At 51.6% G+C, this 26279-nt stretch carries 21 protein-coding genes and 2 pseudogenes; 13 read left to right on the top strand and 10 right to left on the bottom strand.

The features are described from left to right. Nucleotides 1-79 precede the first annotated feature (79 nt). The gene (locus E7747_RS05070; RefSeq protein ID WP_136414513.1) at nucleotides 80-1711 is read left to right on the top strand and encodes a hypothetical protein; all 1632 of its coding nucleotides are present in this window, start codon (nucleotides 80-82) and stop codon (nucleotides 1709-1711) included. 47 nt (nucleotides 1712-1758) lie between these two features. Here E7747_RS05070 and E7747_RS05075 read toward each other — a convergent pair whose 3' ends face one another. After that, on the bottom strand, nucleotides 1759-2310 hold the full coding sequence (locus tag E7747_RS05075) for a hypothetical protein (protein ID WP_123613830.1): 552 nt from the start codon (nucleotides 2308-2310) through the stop codon (nucleotides 1759-1761). Between the two features lie 138 nt (nucleotides 2311-2448). Between E7747_RS05075 and E7747_RS05080 the strand changes: the two genes are divergently transcribed. Then, entirely contained in the window at nucleotides 2449-4875 is a 2427-nt protein-coding gene (locus E7747_RS05080; RefSeq protein ID WP_136414515.1) for a patatin-like phospholipase family protein, read from the top strand. Here the strand turns inward: E7747_RS05080 and E7747_RS05085 are convergent. From E7747_RS05085 to pdxA, 9 genes are all read right to left on the bottom strand, one after another. Beyond that, the gene (locus E7747_RS05085; protein WP_136414517.1) at nucleotides 4872-5543 is read right to left on the bottom strand and encodes an HAD family hydrolase; all 672 of its coding nucleotides are present in this window, start codon (nucleotides 5541-5543) and stop codon (nucleotides 4872-4874) included. The two genes, E7747_RS05080 and E7747_RS05085, sit on opposite strands and share 4 nt — an antisense overlap. Next, the gene (locus E7747_RS05090) at nucleotides 5530-6474 is read right to left on the bottom strand and encodes a CDP-alcohol phosphatidyltransferase family protein (protein ID WP_136414519.1); all 945 of its coding nucleotides are present in this window, start codon (nucleotides 6472-6474) and stop codon (nucleotides 5530-5532) included. The genes E7747_RS05085 and E7747_RS05090 overlap by 14 nt, the downstream gene beginning before the upstream one ends. After that, entirely contained in the window at nucleotides 6474-7424 is a 951-nt protein-coding gene (locus E7747_RS05095; RefSeq protein ID WP_136414520.1) for a phosphatase PAP2 family protein, read from the bottom strand. The genes E7747_RS05090 and E7747_RS05095 overlap by 1 nt, the downstream gene beginning before the upstream one ends. A 22-nt stretch (nucleotides 7425-7446) precedes the next feature. Next, nucleotides 7447-8124, bottom strand: a complete 678-nt coding sequence (locus E7747_RS05100) for a CDP-alcohol phosphatidyltransferase family protein (protein WP_136417033.1) — start codon at nucleotides 8122-8124, stop codon at nucleotides 7447-7449. Between the two features lie 84 nt (nucleotides 8125-8208). Beyond that, complete coding sequence (locus tag E7747_RS05105) at nucleotides 8209-8787, bottom strand: GtrA family protein (RefSeq protein ID WP_123613825.1); 579 nt, start codon at nucleotides 8785-8787, stop codon at nucleotides 8209-8211. 34 nt (nucleotides 8788-8821) lie between these two features. Then, complete coding sequence (locus tag E7747_RS05110; protein WP_136414521.1) at nucleotides 8822-9337, bottom strand: phosphatidylglycerophosphatase A family protein; 516 nt, start codon at nucleotides 9335-9337, stop codon at nucleotides 8822-8824. Next, nucleotides 9334-10200 (bottom strand): ATP-grasp domain-containing protein, encoded by an 867-nt coding sequence (locus E7747_RS05115; protein ID WP_136414522.1) that lies wholly within the window; start codon nucleotides 10198-10200, stop codon nucleotides 9334-9336. The genes E7747_RS05110 and E7747_RS05115 overlap by 4 nt, the downstream gene beginning before the upstream one ends. Nucleotides 10201-10272: 72 nt before the next feature. Further along, the gene (locus tag E7747_RS05120; RefSeq protein WP_136414523.1) at nucleotides 10273-10986 is read right to left on the bottom strand and encodes a nucleotidyltransferase family protein; all 714 of its coding nucleotides are present in this window, start codon (nucleotides 10984-10986) and stop codon (nucleotides 10273-10275) included. A gap of 28 nt (nucleotides 10987-11014) precedes the next feature. Then, a complete protein-coding gene (gene pdxA, locus E7747_RS05125) occupies nucleotides 11015-12100 on the bottom strand; it encodes a 4-hydroxythreonine-4-phosphate dehydrogenase PdxA (protein WP_123613821.1) in 1086 nt (361 codons plus the stop codon). A 311-nt stretch (nucleotides 12101-12411) separates the two neighbouring features. Between pdxA and E7747_RS05130 the strand changes: the two genes are divergently transcribed. From E7747_RS05130 to E7747_RS05175, 11 genes and pseudogenes are all read left to right on the top strand, one after another. Continuing rightward, the gene (locus E7747_RS05130) at nucleotides 12412-14043 is read left to right on the top strand and encodes a hypothetical protein (protein WP_136414525.1); all 1632 of its coding nucleotides are present in this window, start codon (nucleotides 12412-12414) and stop codon (nucleotides 14041-14043) included. 323 nt (nucleotides 14044-14366) lie between these two features. Then, nucleotides 14367-16171: pseudogene (locus E7747_RS05135) on the top strand (AMP-dependent synthetase/ligase). A 70-nt stretch (nucleotides 16172-16241) separates the two neighbouring features. Then, nucleotides 16242-17252 carry an aspartate-semialdehyde dehydrogenase gene (locus E7747_RS05145; protein WP_123613817.1) on the top strand — a complete coding sequence of 337 codons (1011 nt, stop codon included), beginning with the start codon at nucleotides 16242-16244 and terminating at the stop codon, nucleotides 17250-17252. 382 nt (nucleotides 17253-17634) lie between these two features. Continuing rightward, nucleotides 17635-18212, top strand: a pseudogene (locus E7747_RS17440) (pyruvate:ferredoxin (flavodoxin) oxidoreductase); the annotation flags it as partial. Nucleotides 18213-18353: 141 nt separating this feature from the next. Next, entirely contained in the window at nucleotides 18354-19241 is an 888-nt protein-coding gene (locus E7747_RS17445) for a 2-oxoacid:acceptor oxidoreductase family protein (RefSeq protein ID WP_394366326.1), read from the top strand. Nucleotides 19242-19267: 26 nt separating this feature from the next. Beyond that, nucleotides 19268-21079, top strand: a complete 1812-nt coding sequence (locus E7747_RS17450) for a thiamine pyrophosphate-dependent enzyme (RefSeq protein ID WP_394366319.1) — start codon at nucleotides 19268-19270, stop codon at nucleotides 21077-21079. 240 nt (nucleotides 21080-21319) lie between these two features. After that, on the top strand, nucleotides 21320-22270 hold the full coding sequence (locus E7747_RS05155; protein WP_123613815.1) for a phosphoribosylaminoimidazolesuccinocarboxamide synthase: 951 nt from the start codon (nucleotides 21320-21322) through the stop codon (nucleotides 22268-22270). A 36-nt stretch (nucleotides 22271-22306) separates the two neighbouring features. Further along, the gene (gene ubiE / locus E7747_RS05160) at nucleotides 22307-23044 is read left to right on the top strand and encodes a bifunctional demethylmenaquinone methyltransferase/2-methoxy-6-polyprenyl-1,4-benzoquinol methylase UbiE (RefSeq protein ID WP_228449261.1); all 738 of its coding nucleotides are present in this window, start codon (nucleotides 22307-22309) and stop codon (nucleotides 23042-23044) included. A 44-nt stretch (nucleotides 23045-23088) separates the two neighbouring features. Then, nucleotides 23089-23430: a DUF3467 domain-containing protein gene (locus E7747_RS05165; RefSeq protein ID WP_123613959.1), complete on the top strand. Its 342-nt coding sequence runs from the start codon at nucleotides 23089-23091 to the stop codon at nucleotides 23428-23430. A 139-nt stretch (nucleotides 23431-23569) separates the two neighbouring features. Continuing rightward, complete coding sequence (cysS, locus tag E7747_RS05170) at nucleotides 23570-25051, top strand: cysteine--tRNA ligase (protein WP_136417037.1); 1482 nt, start codon at nucleotides 23570-23572, stop codon at nucleotides 25049-25051. Continuing rightward, on the top strand, nucleotides 25036-26256 hold the full coding sequence (locus E7747_RS05175; RefSeq protein WP_136414530.1) for a mechanosensitive ion channel family protein: 1221 nt from the start codon (nucleotides 25036-25038) through the stop codon (nucleotides 26254-26256). Before cysS ends, E7747_RS05175 begins: the two co-directional genes overlap by 16 nt. Nucleotides 26257-26279: the final 23 nt, after the last annotated feature.

Below are 26279 nucleotides of genomic sequence, written 5' to 3' on the forward strand. Positions count from 1 at the left end.
TCTTCCGCCTTTACCTTACCCGGATTCTTTCTCTCCACTCAACTCCAAACATAATACCCCGAGCATAACCGCAGCCAAAATGTCGCAGACCATAAATATCCCAAACCATCCGGCATCAACCTCTCTTGTCGCCAACATCACGGCTACACTTATGGTCATGGCCGGAATCTATCTCGCATTCTCGGGTCTACGCTACATTGACCCGGGACAGGATGAACTCTATCAGGCACTCTGTGTAAGAGGCTATGCCGACGCACCGCTTGCCATGCTGACATTCCGCATCGGCGCGCTGTGGTGTGAAATCTTCGGTGACCGGCTTTTGGCTTTGCGCAGTCTCATGGCACTCTGCCATCTGACATCCATAGGATTAGGTTGCACATATTTCTATCACCGTACACACAAAATCATTCCATGCGCCTTTCTCTTCATGCTTCTCTCAGGCATGTCGACCTACACGGCCATGTTTATCTACAACTGGGACACGGGCGCATATCCATTCATCGTCATTTGCCTGTTGGCCACCTTATATTATATGTCGGCCAAGACTCCGGCTGCCGCAGCTTTCGTCGGAATAAGCAGTGCGCTGATGATCCTGAGCCGGATACCGACAATCTGCATACTGCCGATTTTTCCTGTCATCATAGTCCGCACGGCTCTGAAACCGGCCGACAAATGCAAAGCGTCGTCAATCATCACCCGCGACATTCTCATAGGCATCATTTCCTTTGCTGTGACCGCAACAATAACCATCATGCTCATGTGTGGCATGGAGACCTATATACGGTCATGGAATCCCGAAAATATAATCACCGGCCACACTTCTGCTTCGGATTATCTCGGCCGCCTTGTCGAACTGGGAATACACAACTTACTCCTATGGGGAGTGACAGGCCTGCTTTATCTTGCCTCATGGCTAATCGTAAAGTTCCGGCATACACTTTTCGATATCGTCGCATCGATTTTCTCAATAATCACAGCAACCGCAGCTGCATCTTTACTCATCAACGTCATAGACGCACCGACAGCAGACTTCGGAATAGCTCAGGGAACATTACTGATAACCTTGCTCTACCTTCCGTTACGACGGAGGTTTATTGACACTTCCACCGAATGTCCGACCGCACGCCTGTGGGTAATAGCCGCCTTCTCTCTCGTCGCCGCAGTCGGGTCAAACGGGATTGCCGAACGGCCACTCGCACTGCCGCTGATTCCGATTGCATGCGCCTATATCTACCCCTACATGAATCTTACCATCAGCTGCTATTTTATAATCCTCATGCTGCTGACCCTGAAAATGAGTCTTGGCATCACAAGAAACAACCGTGACACACATCAGCAGTCCATACCTGTTGCTCGATTCGAGGGTCTGAAACTTTCAAGACAGGCCATGCAGCTGTGGCAACCGGTCATATCCACCGTCCGAACACTACAGGCAGAGGGACGCACTGTCAGATTCTGGGGTTTATATAAGTACCACTTCCAGTATGCCTTCAATTCCGATTGCACGCGCACCCATAACCTCTATCACTACGATGAGAACATACCTGAAATCCGCTCCGAGGTCGTAAATGAACTTTCAGAGAGTGATGCGGTGATATTCCGAGGCGACATGCGTTGGGACAGACCGTGCATGGCGACTATCGACGAGCTTATAAAGCTCGGATTCTGCCCGGTCGTAATCAGCGAGGAATACAGTCTACTATTAAAGTAGACAAGCCTCGCACAGAATACATGATACAGCTTACTGAATGGCGACTGTCAGTCTTCCTCGTCAAGCATAAACTTTATCTCATCGAGCATACTCTGACAGACGGGGCGAGTCAGCGCGCAATCCGCCGAAAGTTCAGCTTCGACAAAAGGTCTGATGTCAGCCGGTCGGCTATACAGAAGATTGAACATCAGCCTGAATCCTCCGTAGCGCTCCATTTCATCTGACGATGTGACAGCATCGACCGCGACATCCATTGCAAACGGCAGATGGCGCAGCAGCCTGTGGCAAAGAATATCGGTAACCTCTGTTGTAATAGACTCGCGCAGCATTTCAGACGCACGCTCGCGAGTCATGGCTTCGCGGGGATAGATCATCGGAGCGAGCAACATGCTCTCTCTCGTGCGCGAATCGGCCCAGAATTCCTCAGCCAGAGCCTGTGAAGGCTCTATCCCGGAGGCTATCTCAACAATCTGCGGAAGATTCAGCCCGAACACCATTTTATACTCTAATCCACCCTTGCGGATAGTGTCGGCCACAATGCCGTTGCGCATCGCAAAAAGTCGGCGTTTGATTTCCTGTATCTGATTGAATCTGGTCATAAAAATATCTTACTTTCTTCATGATGCCACGGACATAACCATAGCCATACAACAAAAATAGTCTTTTTTAATCATTTTTCATAATTGGATTGTTAAAAAGATATATCCATCACGTTCCAAATCATTTATAGTTAATCCATGCGACATTTATCACTCGTGGCCTTTGCCATGATCTGCCTTTCAGCCACACTCCATGCTGCCGACAACGGTTCTGAACCCATTCCTGTCGTAACCGCCGAGGGATATATGACAGCCGGAGGAGGCATCGGGACACCGCCGCGTCCCGACCGCCCCAGCGTAGGTCTTGTTCTGAGCGGAGGCGGTGCAAAAGGAATCGGACATATAGGCTTCATTCAGGCACTCGAAGACAATGACATTCCCATCGACTACATTACAGGTACATCGATGGGTGCGATTGTCGGCGGACTCTACGCTTCGGGCTTTACTCCGAAAGAAATGCTTGAGCTTATCGCCTCAAAAGGATTCACTTACTGGAGCACAGGCAAAATAGATCCTGAATATACATATTTTTACTCCTCACACCACGACACTCCATCGTTCGTGACACTGAACCTCGGCAAAGACTCGACACAGATCACGTCGGTGTTGCCGATAAGCCTCATCAATCCTATCCCGATGAACTATGCCTTCATCGAGATATTCTCACCCTACACCGTGCAGTGTGGCGCAAACTTCAACAATCTTTTCGTACCGTTGCGCACGGTGACATCCGATGTCTATGCCAAACATAAAGTCGTGCTTGGCCGCGGGCCACTCAGCGACGCTGTCAGGATGTCGATGTCGTTCCCGATGATTTTCGAACCGATTCTGCTCAATGGCGTGCCGATGTATGACGGCGGAATCTATGACAACTACCCGGTCGACGTGATGATGGACGAATTCAATCCTGATTTTGTAATAGGCTCAAACGTAGGGTCAGGCAAATCCGCGCCTGATTCACGCAACATGATGGATCAGCTTGAAGAAATGATCATGCAGCCCAACAATTACCCTTTCCCGACCGATAAAGGAGTGAATGTCAGGATAAATCTTGACGAATTCGGGCTGCTTGCATTCGACAAATATCAAGAGATATATGATATCGGCTATCGGCGCGGACTTGAAGTCATGGATTCAATCAAGGCCAAGATAAAAGTGCGTGTCCCCAAAGCGACCGTCGAAGCATCACGGGAGAAGTTCAAGGCCGCGACTCCAGAAGTGAAAATCAATAAGGTGTCTGTCCACGGCGGAACGACGATTGAAAACGCCTATCTGCGCTCAGCCTTCGGACACCGCACCGAGCCAATGACTCTTGAAGAAGGACGCTCGGCCTATTACCGAGCCATAAGCTCCGACAAACTTCAGAATTTCGTGCCGACCCCTCTTTATAACGTGCGCGACAGCATGATAGACCTCAGTTTCGACGCCATCATAAAAGACCCCTTCTCCGTGGGGGTCGGAGGCTATATATCATCCTCGACAAACAGTATGCTTTTCTTCAATGCAGGCTACAACACGCTTAATTTCAACTCTATCAAAACCAACCTTAACGCTTGGCTCGGACAAAGCTACATGGCCGTGGAAGGGGACTTCAGCGTGACGCTCAACACCCGGCGGCCGTCGGCACTACACCTGAAAATAGTCAGCTCACGTCAGAAATATCATGAGACCGAAAAGCTGTTCTATCAGATTCATGAACCTGATTTCATCCGCAAGTCGGAGACATTCGTGCGGGCATTCTATTCGACCGCTCCTACGCTGCGCTCGATATTCACGACCGGCATCGCCTACGGACATCTGACCGACCGCTACCATGTAGACATGAGCGAGGGTCAATCCAACCCTCATCATGAGAAAGGCATCTTCGATCTCGGTCAGTTTTTTGCATTGTGGGAGAAGAATACACTTGACAACACCTACACCCCCACTTCAGGCATAGATCTCAAAGCCTCGGTCAGCGGTATGGCCGGAAAATACCGCTATCGTCCGTCGGGTGATACCGAGCGCAACAGCGAACGGACCATAAGCTGGATTCAGGCCCATGTCTCAGCCTCCGACTATCTTGACATCAGCAAGCGGTTCTCTCTCGGCCTGACAGGACAGGCATTATTGTCGACACGCAAACTCCTGCCAAGCTATGACGCTTCAATCGTCGCGTCTGAAGCATTCCATCCGACACCTGCAAGCTATAACAGCTTCAATGCAAAACTACGCGCAAATTCATTTCTGACAGCCGGAATCGTCCCTGTACTGAAGCTGTCGGGGTCTTTTCAGGTCAGAGGGTCGTTCCACTGTTTCCTGCCGCTACGCAAAATCACCTACGGGCTGCCTGATGAAGCCAATTATGAAGATGCCGGAAGCCATACACTCGCTCCGTCGGAAGCTACCGCCAGATATGGAAAATGGCTGAGCAATCCGGAATTTTTCGGAGAAGTACAAGCCGTGCTTGCACTTCCATTCGGTTCTGTCAGCGCCTATGGCAACTACACTTCCGCCCATGACAGCAACTGGAATTTCGGCATTTCAATCGGGGCATTCATACTCGCCCCGAAATTCCTCCATTAGCCGGCCGGCGGCCATTGGCGCCCTTCGATCATGAAGGTCTTGCAACCGAGCGCGCGGGCAGGAACGATGTCCTTGCCATAGCTGTCGCCGACCACAAGCACATCAGCGGCAGGAAGCCCCAGAGCCTCGATTCCAAGACGGAATATAGCCGGATCGGGTTTCCTGACTCCGACAACGGCGCTCTCGACAACCGAAAGGAAATAGCGCCTGATTCCGAAATCCTCCAGCACGGAACTGATATTGCCATAAAAATTAGAGACGAGCGCCATCGGATAGGCGGCAGCAAGCTTTCGGAGAACCACAGCCGACTCGCCGACACACTCCCGCGCATGACTGTAGCAATAGCCGGCAATCTCGCCGGCCTTTGCAAACGATGATTCAGAAATACAGCCCTTGTCTGACAGGCGCTGCAACTCGATAGCGATTTTCTTTTCCATCAGCTCGCGGAAAGTATCGCCGGGAACCACAATCCTGTCAGCAGCCAAAGCCCTCTCGGCATAGACATAGGCATCAATAAAATCATCTATGGCAACATTTACTCCGGCCTTGACATAAGCCTCGCGTATGATATGACTCCAATGGTCGCCTCGCGAGTCAAGGGTTCCGCCATAGTCAAAGATAATGCCCCTGACATCATCTGCTATTACCAATGATTCAATAGTCCCCATTTTCAAGTCTCTGTGTCAGCTGACGGCAAAAACGTTCATGACGCACAATCATATAGACGAGCAAAATGTTGAAAACCGTCAGCTCGGCCACGAAATAAATCCAAGGCTGCCTGATGAACAAGGTCGTGAAAAGGGTAATCACACGCCAGTTGAATGACAGTATATTGGTATACTTCATCAGCGGGAGTGATTCCCGACGGAAATCATCGCGGAAAGCCTGAGGAATGTTGCCGGAGGGGAAACGACGGTGCAGTTCCCGCCGGAGTGCCTGCAGAGCTGGGGAGGTAGCCTCCTGCTGGCGCGTATAGGCCAGATAGAAAGATATTGTGAGGCGTTTCCAGAAATTCTTTTTCCATGTCAGGCCGCTTTCATCAAGCTGACGGCGGAGCTGGCTCACACTGTCAAGCTCGCTGCCGTCCTCCCCTTTCAAGAAATAGAGGTGGAACTGACGGTAATAGTCGGCCATCGCCGCCTGCTTGGTATGGCAGATTCCTGTAACGCACGCCATACACCATATTACCCACGGGTGGTCGCCGAAGAAAGGCGAGAAATCGATTTCACGGAAAACAATGGCAAGATAGATGGTGACAAACCAGAAGTCGCCGCAGAGACCGTCGAGTATGCGGCCTATGCGCGAATATTGCTTCGTAAGGCGTGCAAGCTGGCCGTCAGCGCTGTCAAACGAATTGGCCCATACCAGCAATAGCATGCCGATGACATTGAGTCTGAGTTCCGGGAAGTAGAAAAGTATACCCGCGCCTATACCAAGGAAGATCGCAGCGATTGTGATGGCATTTGGACTCACACCAAACCGCGCAGCCAACCGCGCCCACATGAAACCTATGGGACGGTAAAAAGCGAGGTCGATGTGTTCCTCTGTGTCCATCGACTTCAGCGAACGCTGATAGTCTTCCTTGTCGAGTTTATTCATCAGTCGGCGGAACTTGGAGTTGATATGTAGCGCGTATAGGAATTCATGAAGCGATTGAATGCAGGAATCTTCATCAGCACATATTCGAATATCGCATATCCGATGAGCGTACATGCTATACCGGCGAGCACATCAATCACATAGTGGTGAGAGGTATAGACAGCCGTAAACCATATACCCATGCAGATTACCGCGAAAAGCACCCGTATCCACCACGGGCAGCGGGCCTTGAGCGAGTAGATGAACGCTATGAGCATGTAGGCCGAGTGGAGCGACGGGAGCGCGGCAAACACGTTTGCATTACGGGAATAGAGACCGTGGAAAATATCAAGACCCATCATTTCATCCCAGCGACCGAGTCCGGCAACCTCACCGGGAGTTCCGATTATGAAATCGAAACCATGCGAGGCCACATACCACGGCGGAGCGGCGGGATGGACATAATAGAACGCGAATCCGAGCAGATTCACAAACAGAAAGACGAGCGAGAAGTGAAGATAGACCTTATACTGGCGCTTGAAATAGAGCCACAGTCCGAAAAGAATGGGGACAGGGACCCAGCACAGGTAGAAGATTCCGGCAAAGAAATCCATGAGCTTGCTCGTATGCAGCGCAAAAAACTCGTTTGGCGTAAGCGTACCGGCTGCGGTGACTATACCGAATATGTTTTTCTCGTTTTCATAGAGATTCCTGATGTCGACGGGATTCACCTCGTAGTTGGGAAGGATGTTCATCCAGTCATAGGAGATTCCGAACACCGCAAACGGAAGCATGGCCACCACAAGCCGGCGCGTCGTGTCAGTCACAAACAGCAGCAGGGTCAGGATGACGGCAATGTAAATGTGTTCCGGCCTGAAACCGACACAGAGGCAGGTCACAAGCAGCCAGACAAGCACTACCGGGATAATGATGGTTGTCTCCCGGCGCGACGGAAGATTGATTACAGACATTAATGAGACTATTTTAGACGTTTTATTTAGTGCCTTTCAGTAGTCTGCGGCAATGGTTGATGCGGGCGAAGGCAGTGATGTTGGCAAAAACCGCAATGACACTCATGCAGACGATGAGAATGATGACAGCGTTGAAAGATGCGGGGTCTACGCACTGACCGGCAATTCCGGTGGCAAGCGCACCGATTGTAGTCACGACCACGCGCTCGGGACGCTGCATGAAACCGACCTTGCATTCCAGACCGAGACCTTCGGCCCGCGCACGGACATAGCTTACCATGATTGAGCCGACCAAAGCCACGAAGGTTATAAGCGCACCGATAATATATCCAGTCTGAATGAGATAGTAGCTCAGGCCGCCAAGCGTGAACAGCTCGCAGTAGCGGTCAAGCACAGAGTCATACATAGCTCCGAATGTCGAGGTCATATTGCCGAGGCGGGCCACCTGTCCGTCAAGCATGTCGAAGAGTGAGAACAGAATGATGACCACTCCACCCCATGTGAGAAGCCCATAGTTCATATCGGTATCAGTAGCCGTATATCCGGCATAGACAAAAATCATGGCAGCAGCTATATTGCCGAGCAGACCGATAGTGGTAACCATATTGGGTGTGACACCGATGCGGATCAGGAAACGCACGAAAGGGTTGATTACAAAATAGATGCCTTGCTGAAGGCTGTCGCGGAATCGCTTGAACATGGAAGTTTTCTGTGAGATTATTATTTCGTTGTCAGGCATTTTATTCTAAGATTAAAAATTCTTTATGTTTCAGCATGATGGCGGTCAGGGCTTCTCAGTGTGAGACTTTTTATTGCCGAGAGCCATCAGACGGTCATAGCGGAGAATCATATTCACAAGACGTATGGCGTATGGATCAAAAGCCGTCGGACGGTAGACGAAATTGCGCTGGAGGACAAAATTCCACCCCCACGAAACCGCGAGCGATGCGGCAAGACGCGCCGCAGCAAAAATGCCGTCGGGCCTGAATCCGAGTTTTATCAGCCATTCCCAGTTAGACAGGAGAGTCGCGAGGCCGGTCGTTCCATACATGTTTAGAAGCAGCGAACCGGTCCAGACAAGAAAATATTTCACCCCTACAGCCTTGACACTCTGTCCGGCCGCATGAAAAGTGAAACGATAGTTTATGCAGCAGTTCACCACGCCTCCGGCAATCGCTCCGACAGCCACCGAAAGATTCGAACGGTAAAAGGGATCAAGCGCTATGAATACGAATGAATAGAATAGCATACTCATTCCGAGGTCAATCCATGATGCCACCTGCGATGACACGGATGAACGCAGAAAAGTGGAAACAAGGCCGCCTCCGTGAAGGAATTTATGTTTCAGCTGTGAAAAATTCATTTATATTATTTTGCAGAATGAAAACAGAGAGTTTTCAGGTGAACATATACATTAAAAGGGCAAGAATTACAGCACCATAGATTCCGGCAAGAATATCATCGGCCATGATGCCGGTTCCTCCGGGCAGATCTTCCATCTTGCGGACTCCCAATGGTTTTACAATGTCAAAGAAGCGGAATAAAACAAGCGACACGAACGCCCATAGCCAGAACGAACCGCTCTCAAGCGGACGAGGCGTAGCCGCAAATACCGAAAGCGGCAGCATGGTTATCCACTGCCCGACAGTCTCGTCCATGACCACACGCGACGGATCAGGCCCCCAGTAGTTCTCAGCGATACCGGCCGACCATATACCCAAAACGGTGAACACGACAATCAGTCCGAGCGTGGCAAGAAATGTCCCTGTGACATGACCAGTCAGTGCGAGCGGCAGCCAAAGCACAAGACCGACAACAGCCCCGGCCGTACCGGGCCCCCAAGGCCAATAGCCTGCGCCAAATGACGTGGCTATGAATTTAGGAAAAAACGGAAAGCGGTGGTTTTCTGTCATTTCTTCTTCGATTTAGCTGCATTGTGTTTCTTAATCTCTGCAAGTATGGCACGTGCGATGACACCAGAAGCCTCGACGCGGCAAGCGGCAAAGCTCGGCCAGTCGTTGAAATCAATGATTGAGAAAGACCCGTCGGGGAGGATGATTGCATCACCTCCGTAGATCTTTATGTCAAGCGCCTCAGCCGCACGGTTACATACCTCCTTGAAAGCTTCGTGGTCAAACGATGGCTTATCCTCGTCCATCGCCTGCTTGTCGCGTGAGCCGTGGTGATAGAAGCAATAGAACCACGGTGTGCCGTAGACTCCATAGAATTTAAGCAGCTCACCTTCGATATGTCGGCTGACAACAGCACGCTTGATGCCACGCAGGAAGTATTCCTGCACCACCTCCTGAGCCTCCTCGGGATGACGGACATACGTGACATCTTCCTTGTGCATCGTATGGAAATCGCCACGTTTTACCCAAGCCTTCGTCATTCCGAGCTTGTTCATGCGGTCGATCACTCTCTCGTCGGTGTTGACCATTATGCTTTCGGGCGTAGGGATATTGCTGCCGATGAGGATACGGGTCAGGCGCTCGCGCGTACAGTTCTCGACTCCATAGCCTGAGTTGATGACCAGCGCACCTTCATCTTCCTTTCGCTGGAGCACAGGGAAAGAGCGGTGATGACGGCACATGTTTATTATTATGTCTTCATTCACAGCGCCGGCCACGAGTTGCTCCTCACTATAGATTTTCACCTCACAGCCACGTTTGCGCAACTGGTCGGCTGTCAGGTTGAGGATTGAAGCGTCATTGCCTATATGGTTAGGCGAAAAGACACCCGCTCTCATTATTCCGGCTATTTTTATATCAGCCATTATCGGTTAATTTTAGAGACCGCACGGTCTCGAAGAGATGATGATATGATGGTTAAATTCTTATATTTTATGTCAGTCACCGGGCGATTCAGCAAGAAATCTTTCGGCCTCCGCGATGTCACCGGGACGGTCAATGTCGATGATTTTTGAGAACTGCCAAGCCTTGAGCCGCAGACCCGACGCAACCAGCGCACGCTGGAAATCACGCATGCGGCTGACACCGGATGCCGCACAGTCGGCAAGGACGGAAAGTGCCTCCGGCCTGAGTGCATAGATACCGCCTGAGACATAGCGCACACCGGGCACGGGGTTGTCGAGAAAGCCTGTTATATCGCCTTCGGGTGTCGCGGCAATGTAAAGTGGCTTTTCATCATCGACATAGGTCGTGACACCCATATAGCCGTCGGACTCACTGTCGGACTCAAAATCGGAAATGAAACGCGCAAACTCCCCGGGACGGAAAATGCTGTCGACTGTCAGAAGACAGAAGGAACGGTCACTGTCAAGCAATTCCGAAAGCGCATGGAAACTTTCCATCGAACCTGCGGTCGACTTTTCAATGACACGCAAGGCTGCCTTGGTCGATAGCGAGCGCAGACGTGCGGCGACCTCCGGCATCGAAGGATTTGTGATGACGCTGATACATCCGGCTTCGGTCGAATCGAGAATGCCGATCAGACGTTCTATCATCGCTTCGCCAGTCAAAGTGACCAGTGGCTTGGGCAGGATGTAATTTTCTCCGGCCAGTCGAGAGCCTTGTCCGGCAGCTATAATCGCATAGTCCATAGGTTGTGTTCGTTGCTATCCGGGTTTATCAGGCTTTCTCTACTGGAAGCTTGTCATTTCCTTTATCGTATGACTGGTGGCGCAACGGATTGGCGGTTGCGGCAGCCTCACGGCGGCGGTTGCGGTAGATGTCGATAGCAGAGTAGATGGCCTCACGCATAGACTGCTCGTCGGCCTTCCCCTGCCCCACTATATCATAGGCAGTTCCATGGTCGGGAGATGTGCGCACATAAGGCAGTCCGGCGGTGAAATTGACACCGCGCTCTCCGGCAAGAACCTTGAACGGGGTCAGACCCTGATCGTGATACATAGCGAGCACGCCGTCAAACTTAGTATAGTTCCCACTGCCGAAGAACCCGTCGGGTGCATAAGGCCCGAAAGCAAGCACCTTGCGTTTCATCGCCTCTTCGATAGCCGGAGCGATGATCTCGGTCTCCTCGCTGCCGATTATGCCTCCATCGCCGGCATGGGGATTTAGCGAGAGTACCGCGATGCGCGGGCCGTGTATGCCGAAATCCTCGACGAGCGAGCGGTTGAAAGCGACCAGCTTGTCGGTTATTCCTTTCGATGTGATAGATCCGGCAACATTAGAAATCGGTTCATGGATAGTCACGAGAGCCACACGCAGCCCTTCGGCACACATTATCATCATGGCCTGATGACCTTCGCCGAGACGATCCTGAAGATATTCGGTGTGGCCCGGGAAGTTGAAATCATCGCTATGGATGGTCTTCTTGTTGATAGGTGCGGTAACGAGCACGTCAATGAGACCGTCGCGAAGGTCTGAGACGGCACGTTCGAGCGCAGCAAGAGCAGCCTTGCCGCCATTAGGCGTAGGCTGTCCCGGCTCAAGTTTACAGTCCTCGCCTACGACATTGATGATGTTGATTTCATCAGTAGCGGCGCTGTCGGGACTGTCAATCTGGAATAACTTAAATTCGGGAAGCTCCATACCCTTGCGATAGTAGTTGGCAATCTTGGCCGAACCGTATATGACGGGGGTGCAGAGTTCGGTTATGCGGGTGTCGCCCAATGCTTTGAGCAGCACCTCATAGCCGATGCCGTTGATATCGCCGTGGGTGATTCCCACTTTTATTTTTTTATCGTGTTCCATTGCTTGGCTTTGGTGTTACGGACAGGCAAAAAGGCCACTATTCTTATCGGAACGAGCCTATTAACCTAAAATTAATCGGTAAAATTACGAAAAAATCCCTCACCAACAGCCAAAACCATTGCGCCCCTATCCCTTTTAACAATCTTTAACCCCTATTTAAACCGAATCTACAGAGGCCGGACATTTCCACGGGACCACAGGTTGAAAAGGAAGGTGTCGCATCCGGGCTCACATTCACTTGGGAAGACAAAATCAAGACCTATGGAGGCGATGTTTTCTACACCGTCTATCTCGGTGAAAGCCGTGAGACAATGTCAGCTGTGGCCACCGAGCTGAAGGTCACACAATGGGAAACCAAGGATCTTGCCGCAGGCAAGACGTATTACTGGCGTGTCGACTCACGCAATGACATCGGCACAACCGAAGGCACCGTATGGAGCTTCTCGACCACAGCCGGCGGTGTGCTCTTCTATACAGATTTCACCACCAGCCCTGCCGAATATGCTGAAAAATACGGCTCGCTCTCGGGCAACACCGACATTTTCAAAAAAGGTTCTAAAAACGACTCCATGACATTCAACGGAATGGTAATCGGTGTCGGTGCTACCTCAAGCCGAATCGTAGCCATGCCGGGCTGCTTCTCGGAAGACGGCAGCAAAGACTACGGTCCTGCCACCGATGACGACAAGGGCGCTACAGCAAACTGCATCCAGTTTATCAACGGCAGCGAATATGTCACCACCCCCGCCGTACAGGGCCCGTGTGTAATCACCTATTACCTCGGCAATCCCTCGACCTCTCAGCAGACAGTCAAGCTCTACACCATAGCCGGTGGAGACGAGACTTCGCAGGACCTAGTGCTTGGTGCCAAGAAGAGAATCTTCAAGTTCACTTCGACCTACACCAATGCAGGTGAAGTCCGGTTCCGTCTCGAATCAAACGGAAAGAAAATAGATGTCAACGACATCATCATCGAGCGCTACATCGCCCCCGACGGGGAAGAACCTCTCGAACTGACAGCCGGTAGCCTCGACAACACAATCGAATATACCGACGGTTCACTCGCCCTCACATTCAATCAGGAAGTGAAATATGAAGGCACAGCCACAATAGAAGGCTGCCACCAGTTCGAGACCATCTCAGTAGGCACATCGGGCTCCAAGCTCAGCATCGCCTACGAGGCACTCGATGCAAATTCGACCTACACTGTCAAGTTCCCCGAAGGAGTCCTGACCAACGTTGCCGGCGACAAATCGTTTGTCGGTGAAATCAAAATCATCACAAAGGATTTCCCGCGCGAAAAGATCGACGGCGAAACCCACTGGGGCAAGGCAGCAAAGACCCTTCCTCTGAATTTCGCACCCTTCAACGAAACCGCACCTTTCGAAACCGTAGGTTCCCTCGTCCAGACCTCACAAAACGACTACCCCCACTGGTATCAGGTTGGCGGCGGAACAAATGCGGGTGAAGTCACAGCCGACCACGTTGCCTTCCGCTCATCTTCAAGCAGCGATAAAGTCATGGCTTACTATGGCGAAGAAGCAAAGAAGATGTATATCGAGGTCGACGCAGACGATGAGACAACCGTCCGTCTGAAGATTCAGGAAACACGCAACGCCGACATCGCACCGACATGGCGCACAATCCGCGTGCTGACCGAAAAGGATCTTCCATTCAAGGGCGAGCTTGAACTCAACCCCACATCGCGCTTCATCAAGATCACTCCCGCATCGGTTTCAGGCACGGTACGCCTCAACGCTTTCCGCATCTCGGATGCCAACGGCAACTTCGGAGAGGACTTCAGCGGAATCTCCGACATCACCGCCGACGACAATGCTCCTGTCGAATACTTCAACATGCAGGGCATCCGCGTCGACAGCCCGGCTCCCGGTCTCTACATCCGTCGTCAGGGCAACCGTGTCGAAAAAGTAATAGTGAAATAAGAGTGCTGATCAATAACCGACGGATGGCGTGACCATCTGTCTTATTTCCGTGAGGAAACAGAGAGTCTTTGACTACGAACCGCAACCCGGACGGCCTTCCAAGGCCGTCCGGGTTGCCTTTTTTACATACCGCCTCCATCCGCCCCCCGATGTCAGGCACAGATATTGAACCCTCTAAATATGACTCGTATGCAGCCGGCGCGAAACGATGTCATTGCCACGCATAAAACCGCGATTTTAGCCCTGCGACACTTTCATTTACATATTATTTTTTGTAACTATTTAATTTTTAGCTAACTTTGCACCCCAAAGCAGCCAACATTATGGAAACCAATATACTTACCGGGCTGATTGCACGTCAGGCAAGCCGTTATGGCGAACGCGCGGCACTCAGCGCCCCGGACAACGAGGGAAAATGGCACGACATTTCGTGGAACAGACTCAGTGACGATGTCGACAAGGCATCAGCAGCGATGGCAGCTCTCGGTATATGCGAGGCAGACAATATCGCGACTTTCTCGGCAAACCGACCTGAAAACATCGTGACCGACTACGCATGTTTCAATAACCGTGCGGCTTCAGTTTCAATCTATGCCACAAGTTCGCTTGAACAGCTGATATATATATTGAATGACGCAGGATGCCCACTGCTCTTCGTGGGTAATACCACACAATATAAAATTGCCCGCCAAGCCATGCAGATGTGTCCGAATCTCAGACGCATCATAGTCATAAAGCCGATAGACATTGATACTGACGACGACAGTTCGATGCTGTGGAGCGACTTTATGGAACTTGGTGCAAACGCATCGTCCGAAATCAGGAATCTTGTAAAATCACGTATATCGTCGGCCACTCCCGACGATATAGCGACCCTTGTCTACACCTCCGGCACGACCGGAGAGCCGAAAGGCGCAATACTTCCCCACTCCAATTATGACGCCGCGATGGAAAGCCATCTGAGACGCATCGACATGGTTTCAGACAAGGATGTCTCAATGGCCTTCCTGCCTCTGTGTCACATCTTCGAGAAGGGATGGACATACTTCTGTCTCGTCAAAGGTATCAAGGTAGCGGTCAACCGCGACCCGCAGGACATACAGTCGACCATCCAGCAGGTACGCCCGACATGTATGTGTTCCGTCCCGAGATTCTGGGAGAAAGTCTACACGGCTGTTCAGGAAAAAATCTCATCGATGAATCCCGCGATGCGCATGCTCGTCAGGAGCGCCCTCAGAGTCGGACGCCGCCGCAACATCGACTATGCCCGCATCGGCAAAAAAGCCCCGTGGTGGCTTGAGACACGCTACAGATTCTTTGATGCGAAAGTATTCAGCCTTCTCCGCAGCGCCATCGGCATCGATAATGGAAATATATTCCCGACTGCCGGAGCACCGGTGTCGTCAAAAATCGTTGAATTCTTCCATTCATGCGGTATCAACATAGTCGTTGGCTACGGTCTGTCGGAAACAACCGCCACAGTGTCATGCTTCCCGGAGACAGGCTGGGAAATCGGTTCGGTCGGCACACCCATTCCCTTCGTCGAAATAAAAATCGGCGATGAGAACGAGGTGCTTGTCAAAGGCCGATGGTGATGCGCGGCTATTACAACAAACCCGAGGCAACCGAAGCTGCATTCACCGCCGACGGATGGTTCCGCACGGGCGATGCAGGCTATATTGACGATCATGGCTCACTCTTCCTCACAGACCGCCTGAAGGACCTTTTAAAGACATCAAACGGAAAATACATCGCTCCACAGGCAATAGAAACACTGATGGGCGACGACAAATACATCGACCAGATAGCTGTCATCGGCGACCGCAGGAAATTTGTGTCGGCATTGATCGTCCCGGACTACACGGCTCTCAAGGACTTTGCCACCCGCGAACGCATTTCATATCATTCAATGGATGAGCTGGTGCGTCATTCACGCATACGCGAGCTTCTGACCAAGCACATCGAAGAAGCCCAGAAAGGGCTTGCATCCTACGAGAAAATCAAGCGTTTCACCATCCTTCCCCAGCCATTTTCAATGGAAAAAGGCGAGCTGACCAACACTCTCAAGGTAAAACGCCATGCCATCAACCGCATATATGCCAAAGAAATCGACGCAATGTACGAATAACTTGACGGGTATCTGTCAGTAAAGCAGGTAAAATATTAATCACACAAGCTAAATCAAAGAACTACACAAGATGAAAGTAGCAATCGTTGGCGTCAGTGGCGCCGTAGGTCAGGAATTTCTACGGGTTCTTGACGAACAGAATTTCCCCATCGACGAACTCCTCCTTTTCGGCTCTGAACGAAGCGCCGGCAAGACTTACACATTCCGTGGAAAAGAATACACCGTCCGTCACCTCCAGCACAACGATGATTTCAAGGGTGTCGACTTCGCCTTTGTATCAGCAGGTGCCGGTGTGTCGCGTGAATTTGCCGAGACAATAACCAAGCACGGAGCTGTGATGATCGACAATTCAAGCGCCTTCCGCATGGACGAGGATGTGCCTCTGGTAGTCCCCGAAGTCAACGGCGAGGATGCCTTTGACGCTCCCCGCGGAATCATAGCCAATCCCAACTGTACCACTGCGATCATGGTCGTGGCACTCAAACCCATCAACGACATCTCACCTATCAAGCGAGTACACGTAGCCACCTATCAGGCGGCTTCGGGAGCAGGCGCGGTAGCCATGCAGGAACTTGAAAACCAGTATGCGGAACTTGCTGAAGGGAAAGAACCTACAGTCGAGAAATTCGCCTATCAGCTGGCCTACAACCTCATCCCCCACATCGATGTGTTCCTCGACAACGATTACACAAAGGAGGAGATGAAAATGTATAACGAGACAAAAAAGATCATGCACGCTCCGAATCTCGAAGTGAGCGCCACATGTATCCGTGTCCCGGTCATGCGCGCACACAGCGAGGCCGTATGGGTTGAAACAGAGAACCCTGTCAGCGTTGACGACGCACGCCGTGCATTCGAAAACGCCGAAGGTCTCGTGGTCATCGACGAACCCGCAGCTAAGAAATATCCGATGCCCCTTGACGCAGCCGGAAAAGACCCCGTCTACGCCGGACGTCTCCGTAAGGATCTCGCCAATCCCAATGGCCTCACATTCTGGCTCGTAGGCGACCAGATCAAGAAAGGCGCAGCACTCAACGCAGTGCAGATCGCACAGTATATGATAGCTCATCCGCGCAACTGATCCAATGCCGGAAAATTCCAATCATATCTGACAAACTCTTTGAGACAGCCACAACCGCTGTCCGAAAATCCATAAAAATATAAATATGTAGAGGCTGCCGGCAGGGCAGGTTCTACATATTTATTTTTTTTGCTATTTTTCACTGTCTATTAGGTTTTTTACAATAAGTATACCGATGTTTTCCAAAGTTTTTCGTATCTTTGCGGGTAACATTTTACACATACCATAGGAAACTTAAACTCAATTCTTTAAATAGATTACCAAAACCACTATGAGTAAAGAAAAAAAATTCTTGACCTGTGATGGTAACCAAGCTGCTGCTCACGTGAGCTACATGTTCTCTGAAGTAGCTGCCATTTACCCCATCACTCCCTCATCAACGATGGCTGAATACGTTGACGAATGGGCAGCAGCCGGTCGCAAAAACATCTTTGGTGAAACCGTGCTGGTACAGGAAATGCAGTCAGAAGGCGGAGCCGCAGGTGCCGTTCACGGTTCACTTCAGGCAGGTGCTCTCACCACCACCTACACCGCTTCTCAGGGTCTGCTCCTTATGATTCCTAACATGTACAAAATCGCCGGCGAGCTTCTCCCAGCGTTTTCCATGTTTCAGCCCGTACGATTGCATCTCACGCCCTCTCGATCTTCGGTGACCATCAGGACGTAATGTCCTGCCGTCAGACCGGCTTCGCAATGCTTGCCGAAGGTTCAGTGCAGGAAGTGATGGACCTCGCAGGTGTGGCACACCTCGCCACTATCAAGAGCCGTGTTCCTTTCATCAACTTCTTCGACGGATTCCGTACATCTCACGAAATCCAGAAGATCGAAGAGATGGATCAGAACGACCTCGCTCCGCTCATCGATCAGGAAGCACTCGCTGAATTCCGCGCACGTGCCCTCAACCCCAACAATCCCATAGCACGCGGCATGGCTGAAAACGGCGACGTTTTCTTCCAGCACCGTGAAGCTTGCAACGAATACTATAACCGTGTTCCTGAAATCGTAGAGGAATACATGAAGGAAATCACCCGTATCACCGGTCGTGAATACGGTCTCTTCAACTACTACGGTGATCCTGAAGCTGAGCGCGTAATCATCGCTATGGGTTCTGTAACCCAGGCTGCTCAGGAGGCTATCGACCATCTCCGCGCCAACGGCGAAAAGGTGGGTCTCGTTGCCGTTCACCTCTATCGTCCGTTCTCTGCAAAGCACTTCCTTGCCGCTGTCCCCAAGACTGCAAAGGCAATCGCTGTGCTTGACCGCACCAAAGAACCCGGCGCAAACGGCGAACCCCTCTACCTTGATGTCAAGGACTGCTTCTACGGTCAGGAAAACGCCCCCGTTATCGTCGGCGGCCGCTACGGTCTCGCATCGAAGGACACTACTCCCGCACAGATTCTCGCTGTGTTCGAAAACCTCGCACTTCCCATGCCAAAGGACCACTTCACTGTCGGCATCGTGGACGACGTGACTTTCACCTCTCTTCCCCAGAAGGAAGAAATCGCACTCGGTGGCGAAGGCACTTTCGAAGCCAAGTTCTACGGTCTCGGCGCTGACGGTACTGTAGGTGCAAACAAGAACTCTGTGAAGATCATCGGTGACAACACCAACAAGTATTGTCAGGCATACTTCGCTTATGACTCCAAGAAGTCAGGCGGCTTCACTTGCTCACACCTCCGTTTCGGTGACGATCCCATCCGTTCGACCTACCTCGTTACCACTCCTAACTTCGTTGCTTGCCACGTTCAGGCATACCTCCACATGTATGACGTGACCCGCGGTCTCCGTAAGGGCGGCACATTCCTTCTCAACACTATCTGGGAAGGTGAGGAACTTGCCAAGAACCTCCCCAACAAGATCAAGAAGTTCTTCGCAGACAACGATATTACCGTTTATTATATCAACGCAACCAAGATCGCTCAGGAAATCGGCCTCGGTAACCGTACCAACACATCCTCCAGAGCGCATTCTTCCGCATCACCGAAGTAATCCCCGTTGACCTCGCTGTTGAGCAGATGAAGAAATTCATCGTCAAGAGCTACGGCAAGAAGGGTCAGGACGTTGTCGACAAGAACTATGCAGCAGTCGACCGCGGTGGTGAATACAAGCAGCTCCCCGTCGACAAGGCTTGGAGCAACCTTGAAGCAGAAGCACCCGAAGCAAACAACGATCCCGCATTCATCAACGAAGTTGTCCGCCCCATCAACGCTCAGGACGGCGACCTTCTCAAAGTGAGCGCATTCGCAGGTCGCGAAGACGGCACTTGGGAACAAGGCACTGCCGCTTACGAAAAGCGTGGTGTAGCAGCATTCGTCCCCGAATGGCTCGAAGAAAACTGTATCCAGTGTAACAAGTGTGCATACGTCTGCCCCCACGCTGCTATCCGTCCCTTCGTCCTCGACGAAAAGGAAATGGCCAACCTCCCTGTCAAGGCAGGTATCCCCGCCATCGGCAAGCAGTTCGCTGGCATGTCGTTCATCCAGAGCGTCGACGTTCTCGACTGTCTCGGCTGCGGTAACTGTGTTGCTGTCTGCCCGGGCAAGAAGGGCGTGAAGGCTCTCGAAATGAAGCCCCTCGAAACTCAGCTCGAAGTTCAGAAGGAATGGGATTACTGCGTTAAGGAAGTAGCTTCGAAGCAGGATCTCGTTGACATCAAGAGCAACGTTAAGAACTCACAGTTCGCTACTCCTCTCTTCGAATTCTCGGGCGCTTGCTCTGGCTGCGGTGAAACTCCCTATGTCAAGCTCATCTCTCAGCTCTTCGGCGACCACGAAATCGTGGCTAACGCTACCGGCTGTTCTTCAATCTACTCAGGTTCTGTACCTTCGACTCCCTACACCAAGAACGCCAAGGGTCAGGGTATCGCATGGGCCAACTCACTCTTCGAAGACTTCGCTGAATTCGGTCTCGGTATGAGCCTCGCTCACGAAAAACTCCAGAGCCGCATCGCAGGTCTCATGCAGCAGGCTCTCGAATGCCCCTCTTGCAGCGCCGAAATCAAGGAACTCGCCGGCAAGTGGCTTGAAAACCGCAACGATTTCGCCGTTACTTCTGAAGTAGCCGAGAAGCTCATTCCTCTCTGCGAGGCTTGTGGCTGCGACATCTGCAAGGCTATCATCGCCAACAAGGAGCACATCGTTAAGCGTTCACAGTGGATCATCGCCGGCGACGGTGCCGCATACGACATCGGTTTCGGCGGTCTCGACCACGTGCTCGCAACCAACAAGAATGTCAACGTTCTCGTTGTCGACACCGAAGTTTATTCAAACACCGGCGGTCAGGCTTCAAAGGCAACTCCTATCGGCGCAATCGCCAAGTTTGCCGCTTCAGGAAAGCGCATCCGCAAGAAAGACCTCGGTCTCATCGCTTCGACCTACGGCTACGTTTACGTCGCGCAGATTGCTATGGGTGCTGACAACGCTCAGACTCTCAAGGCAATCCGCGAAGCTGAGGCTTACGATGGACCTTCACTCATCATCGCTTACGCTCCCTGTATCAACCACGGTATCCGCACAGGTATGGGTCACGCACAGGAAGAACAGCAGAAGGCCGTTGAATGTGGCTACTGGCACCTCTGGCGCTACAACCCCGCTCTCGAAGAAGAAGGCAAGAACCCCTTCACACTCGACTCGAAAGAACCGCAGTGGGATAAGTTCGAAGACTTCCTCAAGGGTGAGGTGCGCTACGCTTCCGTAATGAAGCAGTATCCCGCAGAAGCTGCCGAACTCTTCGCAGCTGCCAAGTCAAACGCACAGTGGCGCTACAACAACTACCGTCGCCTCGCTCAGCAGCAGTGGGGTGTAGAACCCGCTCCCGAAGTTAAGTAAGAGTAAATCTTATTTATAACCGTCAACAGAGTCTTTCCCTGCGGAATTCAGCAGAGAAAGACTCTGTTTTATTCTCCGTATAACGTTAACAGACAAAAGTGTTCATATAAATACGGCCGACCGTTTTTAATCATTATTAAAATGTTTCGGTCAAACTCGCTATAAATGTTGTTGACGCTATGATGAATTTTTTGTAATTTTGCCTCAGTATATAACCCAACCAATACCAAATCATAACTCATGGCTACAACTTTGGTTAACACCGATTTTCATTTCCCCGGACAGACTGCGGTCTATCACGGAAAAGTGCGTGACGTCTATACCATCAACGACGACCTCCTCGTCATGGTCGCAACCGACCGCATCTCGGCCTTCGACGTAATCCTCCCCAAAGGCATCCCCTACAAGGGACAGGCCCTCAACCAGATAGCAGCATCGTTCCTCGACGCTACCGCCGACATCGTTCCCAACTGGAAAATCGCAGTCCCCGACCCTATGGTCACCGTAGGCTATCGTTGCGAAGGTCTGCGCCTCGAAATGATTATCCGTGGCTATCTCGCCGGCAGCGCATGGCGCGACTACAAGAACGGCATGCGTGAAATCTGCGGAGTGAAACTTCCTGAAGGCATGGTTGAGAATCAGGCGTTCCCCGAACCCATTATAACCCCCACCACCAAAGCCGATGCCGGACACGACGAGAACATCTCACGTGAAGAAGCCATCGCTCAGGGCATCGTGACCGAAGAACAGTTCGACACAATGGCAGCCTATACCCGTGCCCTCTTCAAACGCGGTTCGGAGATGGCAGCCGAAAAGGGTCTGATCCTTGTCGACACCAAATATGAATTCGGCCTCCGCGAAGGCAAGGTAATCCTTATCGACGAAATCCACACACCCGACTCATCGCGCTATTTCTACGCCGAAGGCTATGAGGAGCGTCTCGCCAAGGGCGAACCACAGCGTCAGCTCTCAAAGGAATTTGTGCGCGAATGGCTTATGGCCAACGGATTCATGGGCAAGGAAGGCCAGCAGGTGCCTGAAATGACCGACGCTTTCTGCGAAGAGGTTTCCGAACGCTACATTGAGCTTTACGAACACATCACAGGCAAGAAATTCGAGAAAGCACCCGAAGCACATCTCGAAGACCGCATAGCCAAAAACGTGCTCGACTGCCTCACAAATCTCAAGTAAGGCCACCGGCCAACCATCAAAAAAGAAAGCTGTCAAGTGCAAGTAGAACAGATCAATCCCTACACCGACGATTCGCGCCACAAGACCGAACAGGTCCGCGAGATGTTCGACTCCATTGCCCCGGCCTACGACTTTATGAACCGGGCAATGACATTCGGCATCGACCGCCTGTGGCGCAGACGCGCCGTGAAGATGATGCGTGATGTCGCCCACAGCGATGTCCTTGACATCGCTACCGGGACAGGAGATCTCGCAATCATGATGGCAAAGACCATGACTGATGCAAAAATCACCGGGCTCGACCTCTCGGAAGGGATGATTGAAATCGGACGGCGGAAAGTGGCCGAAAGCAGACTTGACGACCGAATCTCGTTCCAGACCGGCGACTGCCTCGCACTCCCGTTTGCCGACAATTCGTTTGACTGCATAACCTGTGCATACGGAGTCAGGAATTTCGAAAATCTGGCGGCGGGCTACAAGGAAATGCGCCGTGTGCTGCGTCCGGGCGGTCTGCTCGTCATCATCGAGCTGTCGACCCCTCCCTCCGCTTTAGTCAAGCCGTTCTACGATCTTTACACGCGCTATCTGATACCGGCCGTAGGCAGAATGGTATCGAAAGACACCCGCGCCTACAGTTATCTGCCGGAATCCATCGCAGCTGTCCCCCAGCGCGAACGGATGTGTCAGATCATGGGCGAGGCCGGCCTGACCGACTGCCGCTATCTGCCCCTGACCTTCGGGACATGCACTATCTACACAGCTTCGACAAAATGACAACAATCCATTAAATTACAAACCCTTATAAACTCAAAAGTCTTATGTCAAACAACAACAATAATCCCAACGAAATAAAGATTGAACTTTCACCCGACGTTGCCCGTGGAATCTACTCAAATCTCGCTGTGATTTCACACGGCGCCAACGAATTTTTCATCGACTTCATCACCATGGCTCCCAACATGCCGCAGGCCAAGGTGCAGTCACGCATCATCATGACTCCCGAAAATGCCAAGAATCTACTCGGCGCACTCATGGAGAATGTGAAGAAGTATGAATCAACTTTCGGTGAAATCCGTCCGAAGCGTCCCGTAAACATGGGCGGAAACAACGGCGGAAACGGAGAAATCCCCAACCCGTTCATCATGGGCGGAAAGGCATAAATTCCTATTTCATAGTTGCATAATTCATAATAATCGCATAATTTATCATTGAAGGCCGATCCGGCAAAAGAAATTTTGCCGGCAGACTGAAATGAAATATGCAATTATGGGTTATGCAATTAAATTTTTATGGCTTATGATTGACAACAATTTTACTATCTACAACACACTCACCCGCACAAAGGAACTTTTCACATCCATCCATGAGGGAAAAGTGGGAATGTATGTGTGCGGACCGACCGTTTACGGCGACGGACATCTCGGACACGCACGTCCGGCCATCACATTCGATGTCCTTTTCCGCTATCTTAACCATCTGGGCTACAAGGTGCGCTATGTCCGCAACATAACCGATGTCGGCCATCTCGAACACGATGCTGACGACGGAGAGGACAAGATAGCGAAGAAAGCACGTCTCGAACAGCTCGAACCGATGGAAGTCGTGCAGCACTATCTGACACGCTACCACAAGGCAATGGACGCGCTCAACGTGCTTCCTCCTTCAATCGAACCACATGCTTCGGGCCATATCATCGAGCAGATCGAATATATCAAAAAAATCCTTGACAGCGGATATGCCTATATCTCCGACGGTTCGGTCTACTTCGATGTTCCCAAATTCAACAAGGAACACCCCTACGGCAAGCTTTCAGGCCGAAACATCGACGAGCTTTACGCCAACACCCGCACCCTCGACGGACAGGACCAGAAACACCATCCGGCCGACTTCGCACTCTGGAAAAAGGCTGCCCCCGAACACATCATGCACTGGCCTTCGCCTTGGAGCGAGGGATTTCCCGGCTGGCACCTCGAATGCTCGACAATGGGCGAGAAATATCTCGGCGAGACTTTCGACATACACGGAGGCGGCATGGATCTCATGTTCCCCCACCACGAGTGTGAGATAGCTCAGTCTGTCGCCCACAACGGGCACGATACCGTCCACTACTGGATGCACAACAACATGATCACCATCAACGGTAAGAAGATGGGAAAATCGCTCGGCAACTTCATTACGCTCGACGAATTCTTCAACGGGACGCATCCGCTGCTCGAACAGGCATATTCGCCGATGACAATCCGTTTCTTCATCCTTCAGGCACATTACAGAGGGACGGTCGACTTCTCCAACGAAGCTCTCAAAGCCTCTGAAAAAGCGCTCGGACGCATGCTCGAAGGCTATCGCAGACTTCAGGAACTAACTCCTTCGGAGGAATCGACCATCGATGTCAGCAACATCCGCCACAAATGCTACGAGGCGATGGACGACGACATGAACACTCCGATTGTCATCGCAAACCTCTTCGATGCGCTCCGCCTTGTCAATCAGGTGAAGGACGGTCATGCAAAAGCCACACAGGCCGACATCGACGAACTTAAAGCCGTGTTCGACATCTTCCTTGTCGACATTCTCGGCGTGCGCACGGAAATGGCCGGAAGCGGTGACAACGGCGAGGCTCTGCGCCCATTCGAGCAGGCAATGGACCTTCTGCTTGAAATGCGTGCCAAGGCGAAGGCCAATAAGGACTGGGCTACGTCCGACCTTATACGCGACCGCCTCGCAGCCATCGGATTTACGGTCAAGGACACTAAAGACGGTGCCGAGTGGAAACTAAGCTGATTGCCAGTTATCTCAACTGGACCACAGAAACACTGCGCGGTTGGGGAGTAGGCGAAAGTCTGCTCCACTTCTGCGCAACTATTTTGATTGCCGGAGGCGCTCTGCTTCTGGCTTGGCTGCTGTATTTTGTCGTCACCAGATATGTGATTCCGGCAGTGTTGAAACTCGTCAGAATAACCGATGCCAGCTGGGACGATATCCTGTTCAACGAACGTCTGCTAAGGGTCGTAGCTGAACTTGCCTGTGTGATGCTCATGCAGGCCACCATCCCCGACGGACTGACCTATTATCCGACACTTCACGGTCTGGCGGTGCTGACATTCCGGATACTGATAGTCTGTGTCGCCGTCCATCTGATCAACCGCTTCCTGCTCGCTGTCTACGAGCTTATCGAGAGGTCGTCGTCGGGACGTGCGTCATCGCTGAAAGGCATACGCCAGATGCTACAGGTGATATCGGTGTCAATAGGTGTCATCATCATAATCTCCATTCTCGCCAACAAAAATCCTCTGACGGTCATCACCGGTCTGGGAGCAGCCGCCACCGTGCTCATGTTGGTGTTCAAGGACTCGATCATGGGTGTTGTGGCAGGTGTACAGCTTACACTTAACGACATGCTCCGTCCCGGTGACTGGATAACTGTCCCCGCGCGCAACATCAACGGCACCGTGCTTGAAGTCGGGCTTACGACAGTCAAGGTCCAGAATTTCGACATGACGATTGTCACAATCCCGCCATACGCCCTCGTAAGCGAATCGTTCCAGAACTGGCGCGGAATGACGGATTCACGCGGCCGACGCATCAACCGAGCCGTGACCATAGATGTGAACAGTGTAAGGTTCTGTGATGAAGAGACCATACGTGAGCTTAAAAACGAAGAATGGTGGAATCAGCTCGACCACTCTACTCCACACGTCAATCTCACACTTTTCAGGAAGTATCTCGAACACTATATCTCGACGCTTCCCGAAATGAAGACAGATGCCAATATGGTCTATATGGTGCGCGAGCTTGCCCCGACCCCGGAAGGAATACCGCTTGAACTGTATTTCTTCACATCGCTCACATCGTGGAAGCCATACGAACATTTTCAGGCTCAGGTCATAGACCACGTGCTTGCCTCGGTCCACCGTTTCGGACTCCGTATCTATCAGGCACCCTCCGGACGTGACGTTGCGATGCTTGCAAACGCAAGAAACGCATAAAAAACAAACGAGAAGATGATATC

The sequence above is a fragment of the Duncaniella dubosii genome, assembly GCF_004803915.1.
Lineage (GTDB): Bacteria > Bacteroidota > Bacteroidia > Bacteroidales > Muribaculaceae > Duncaniella > Duncaniella dubosii.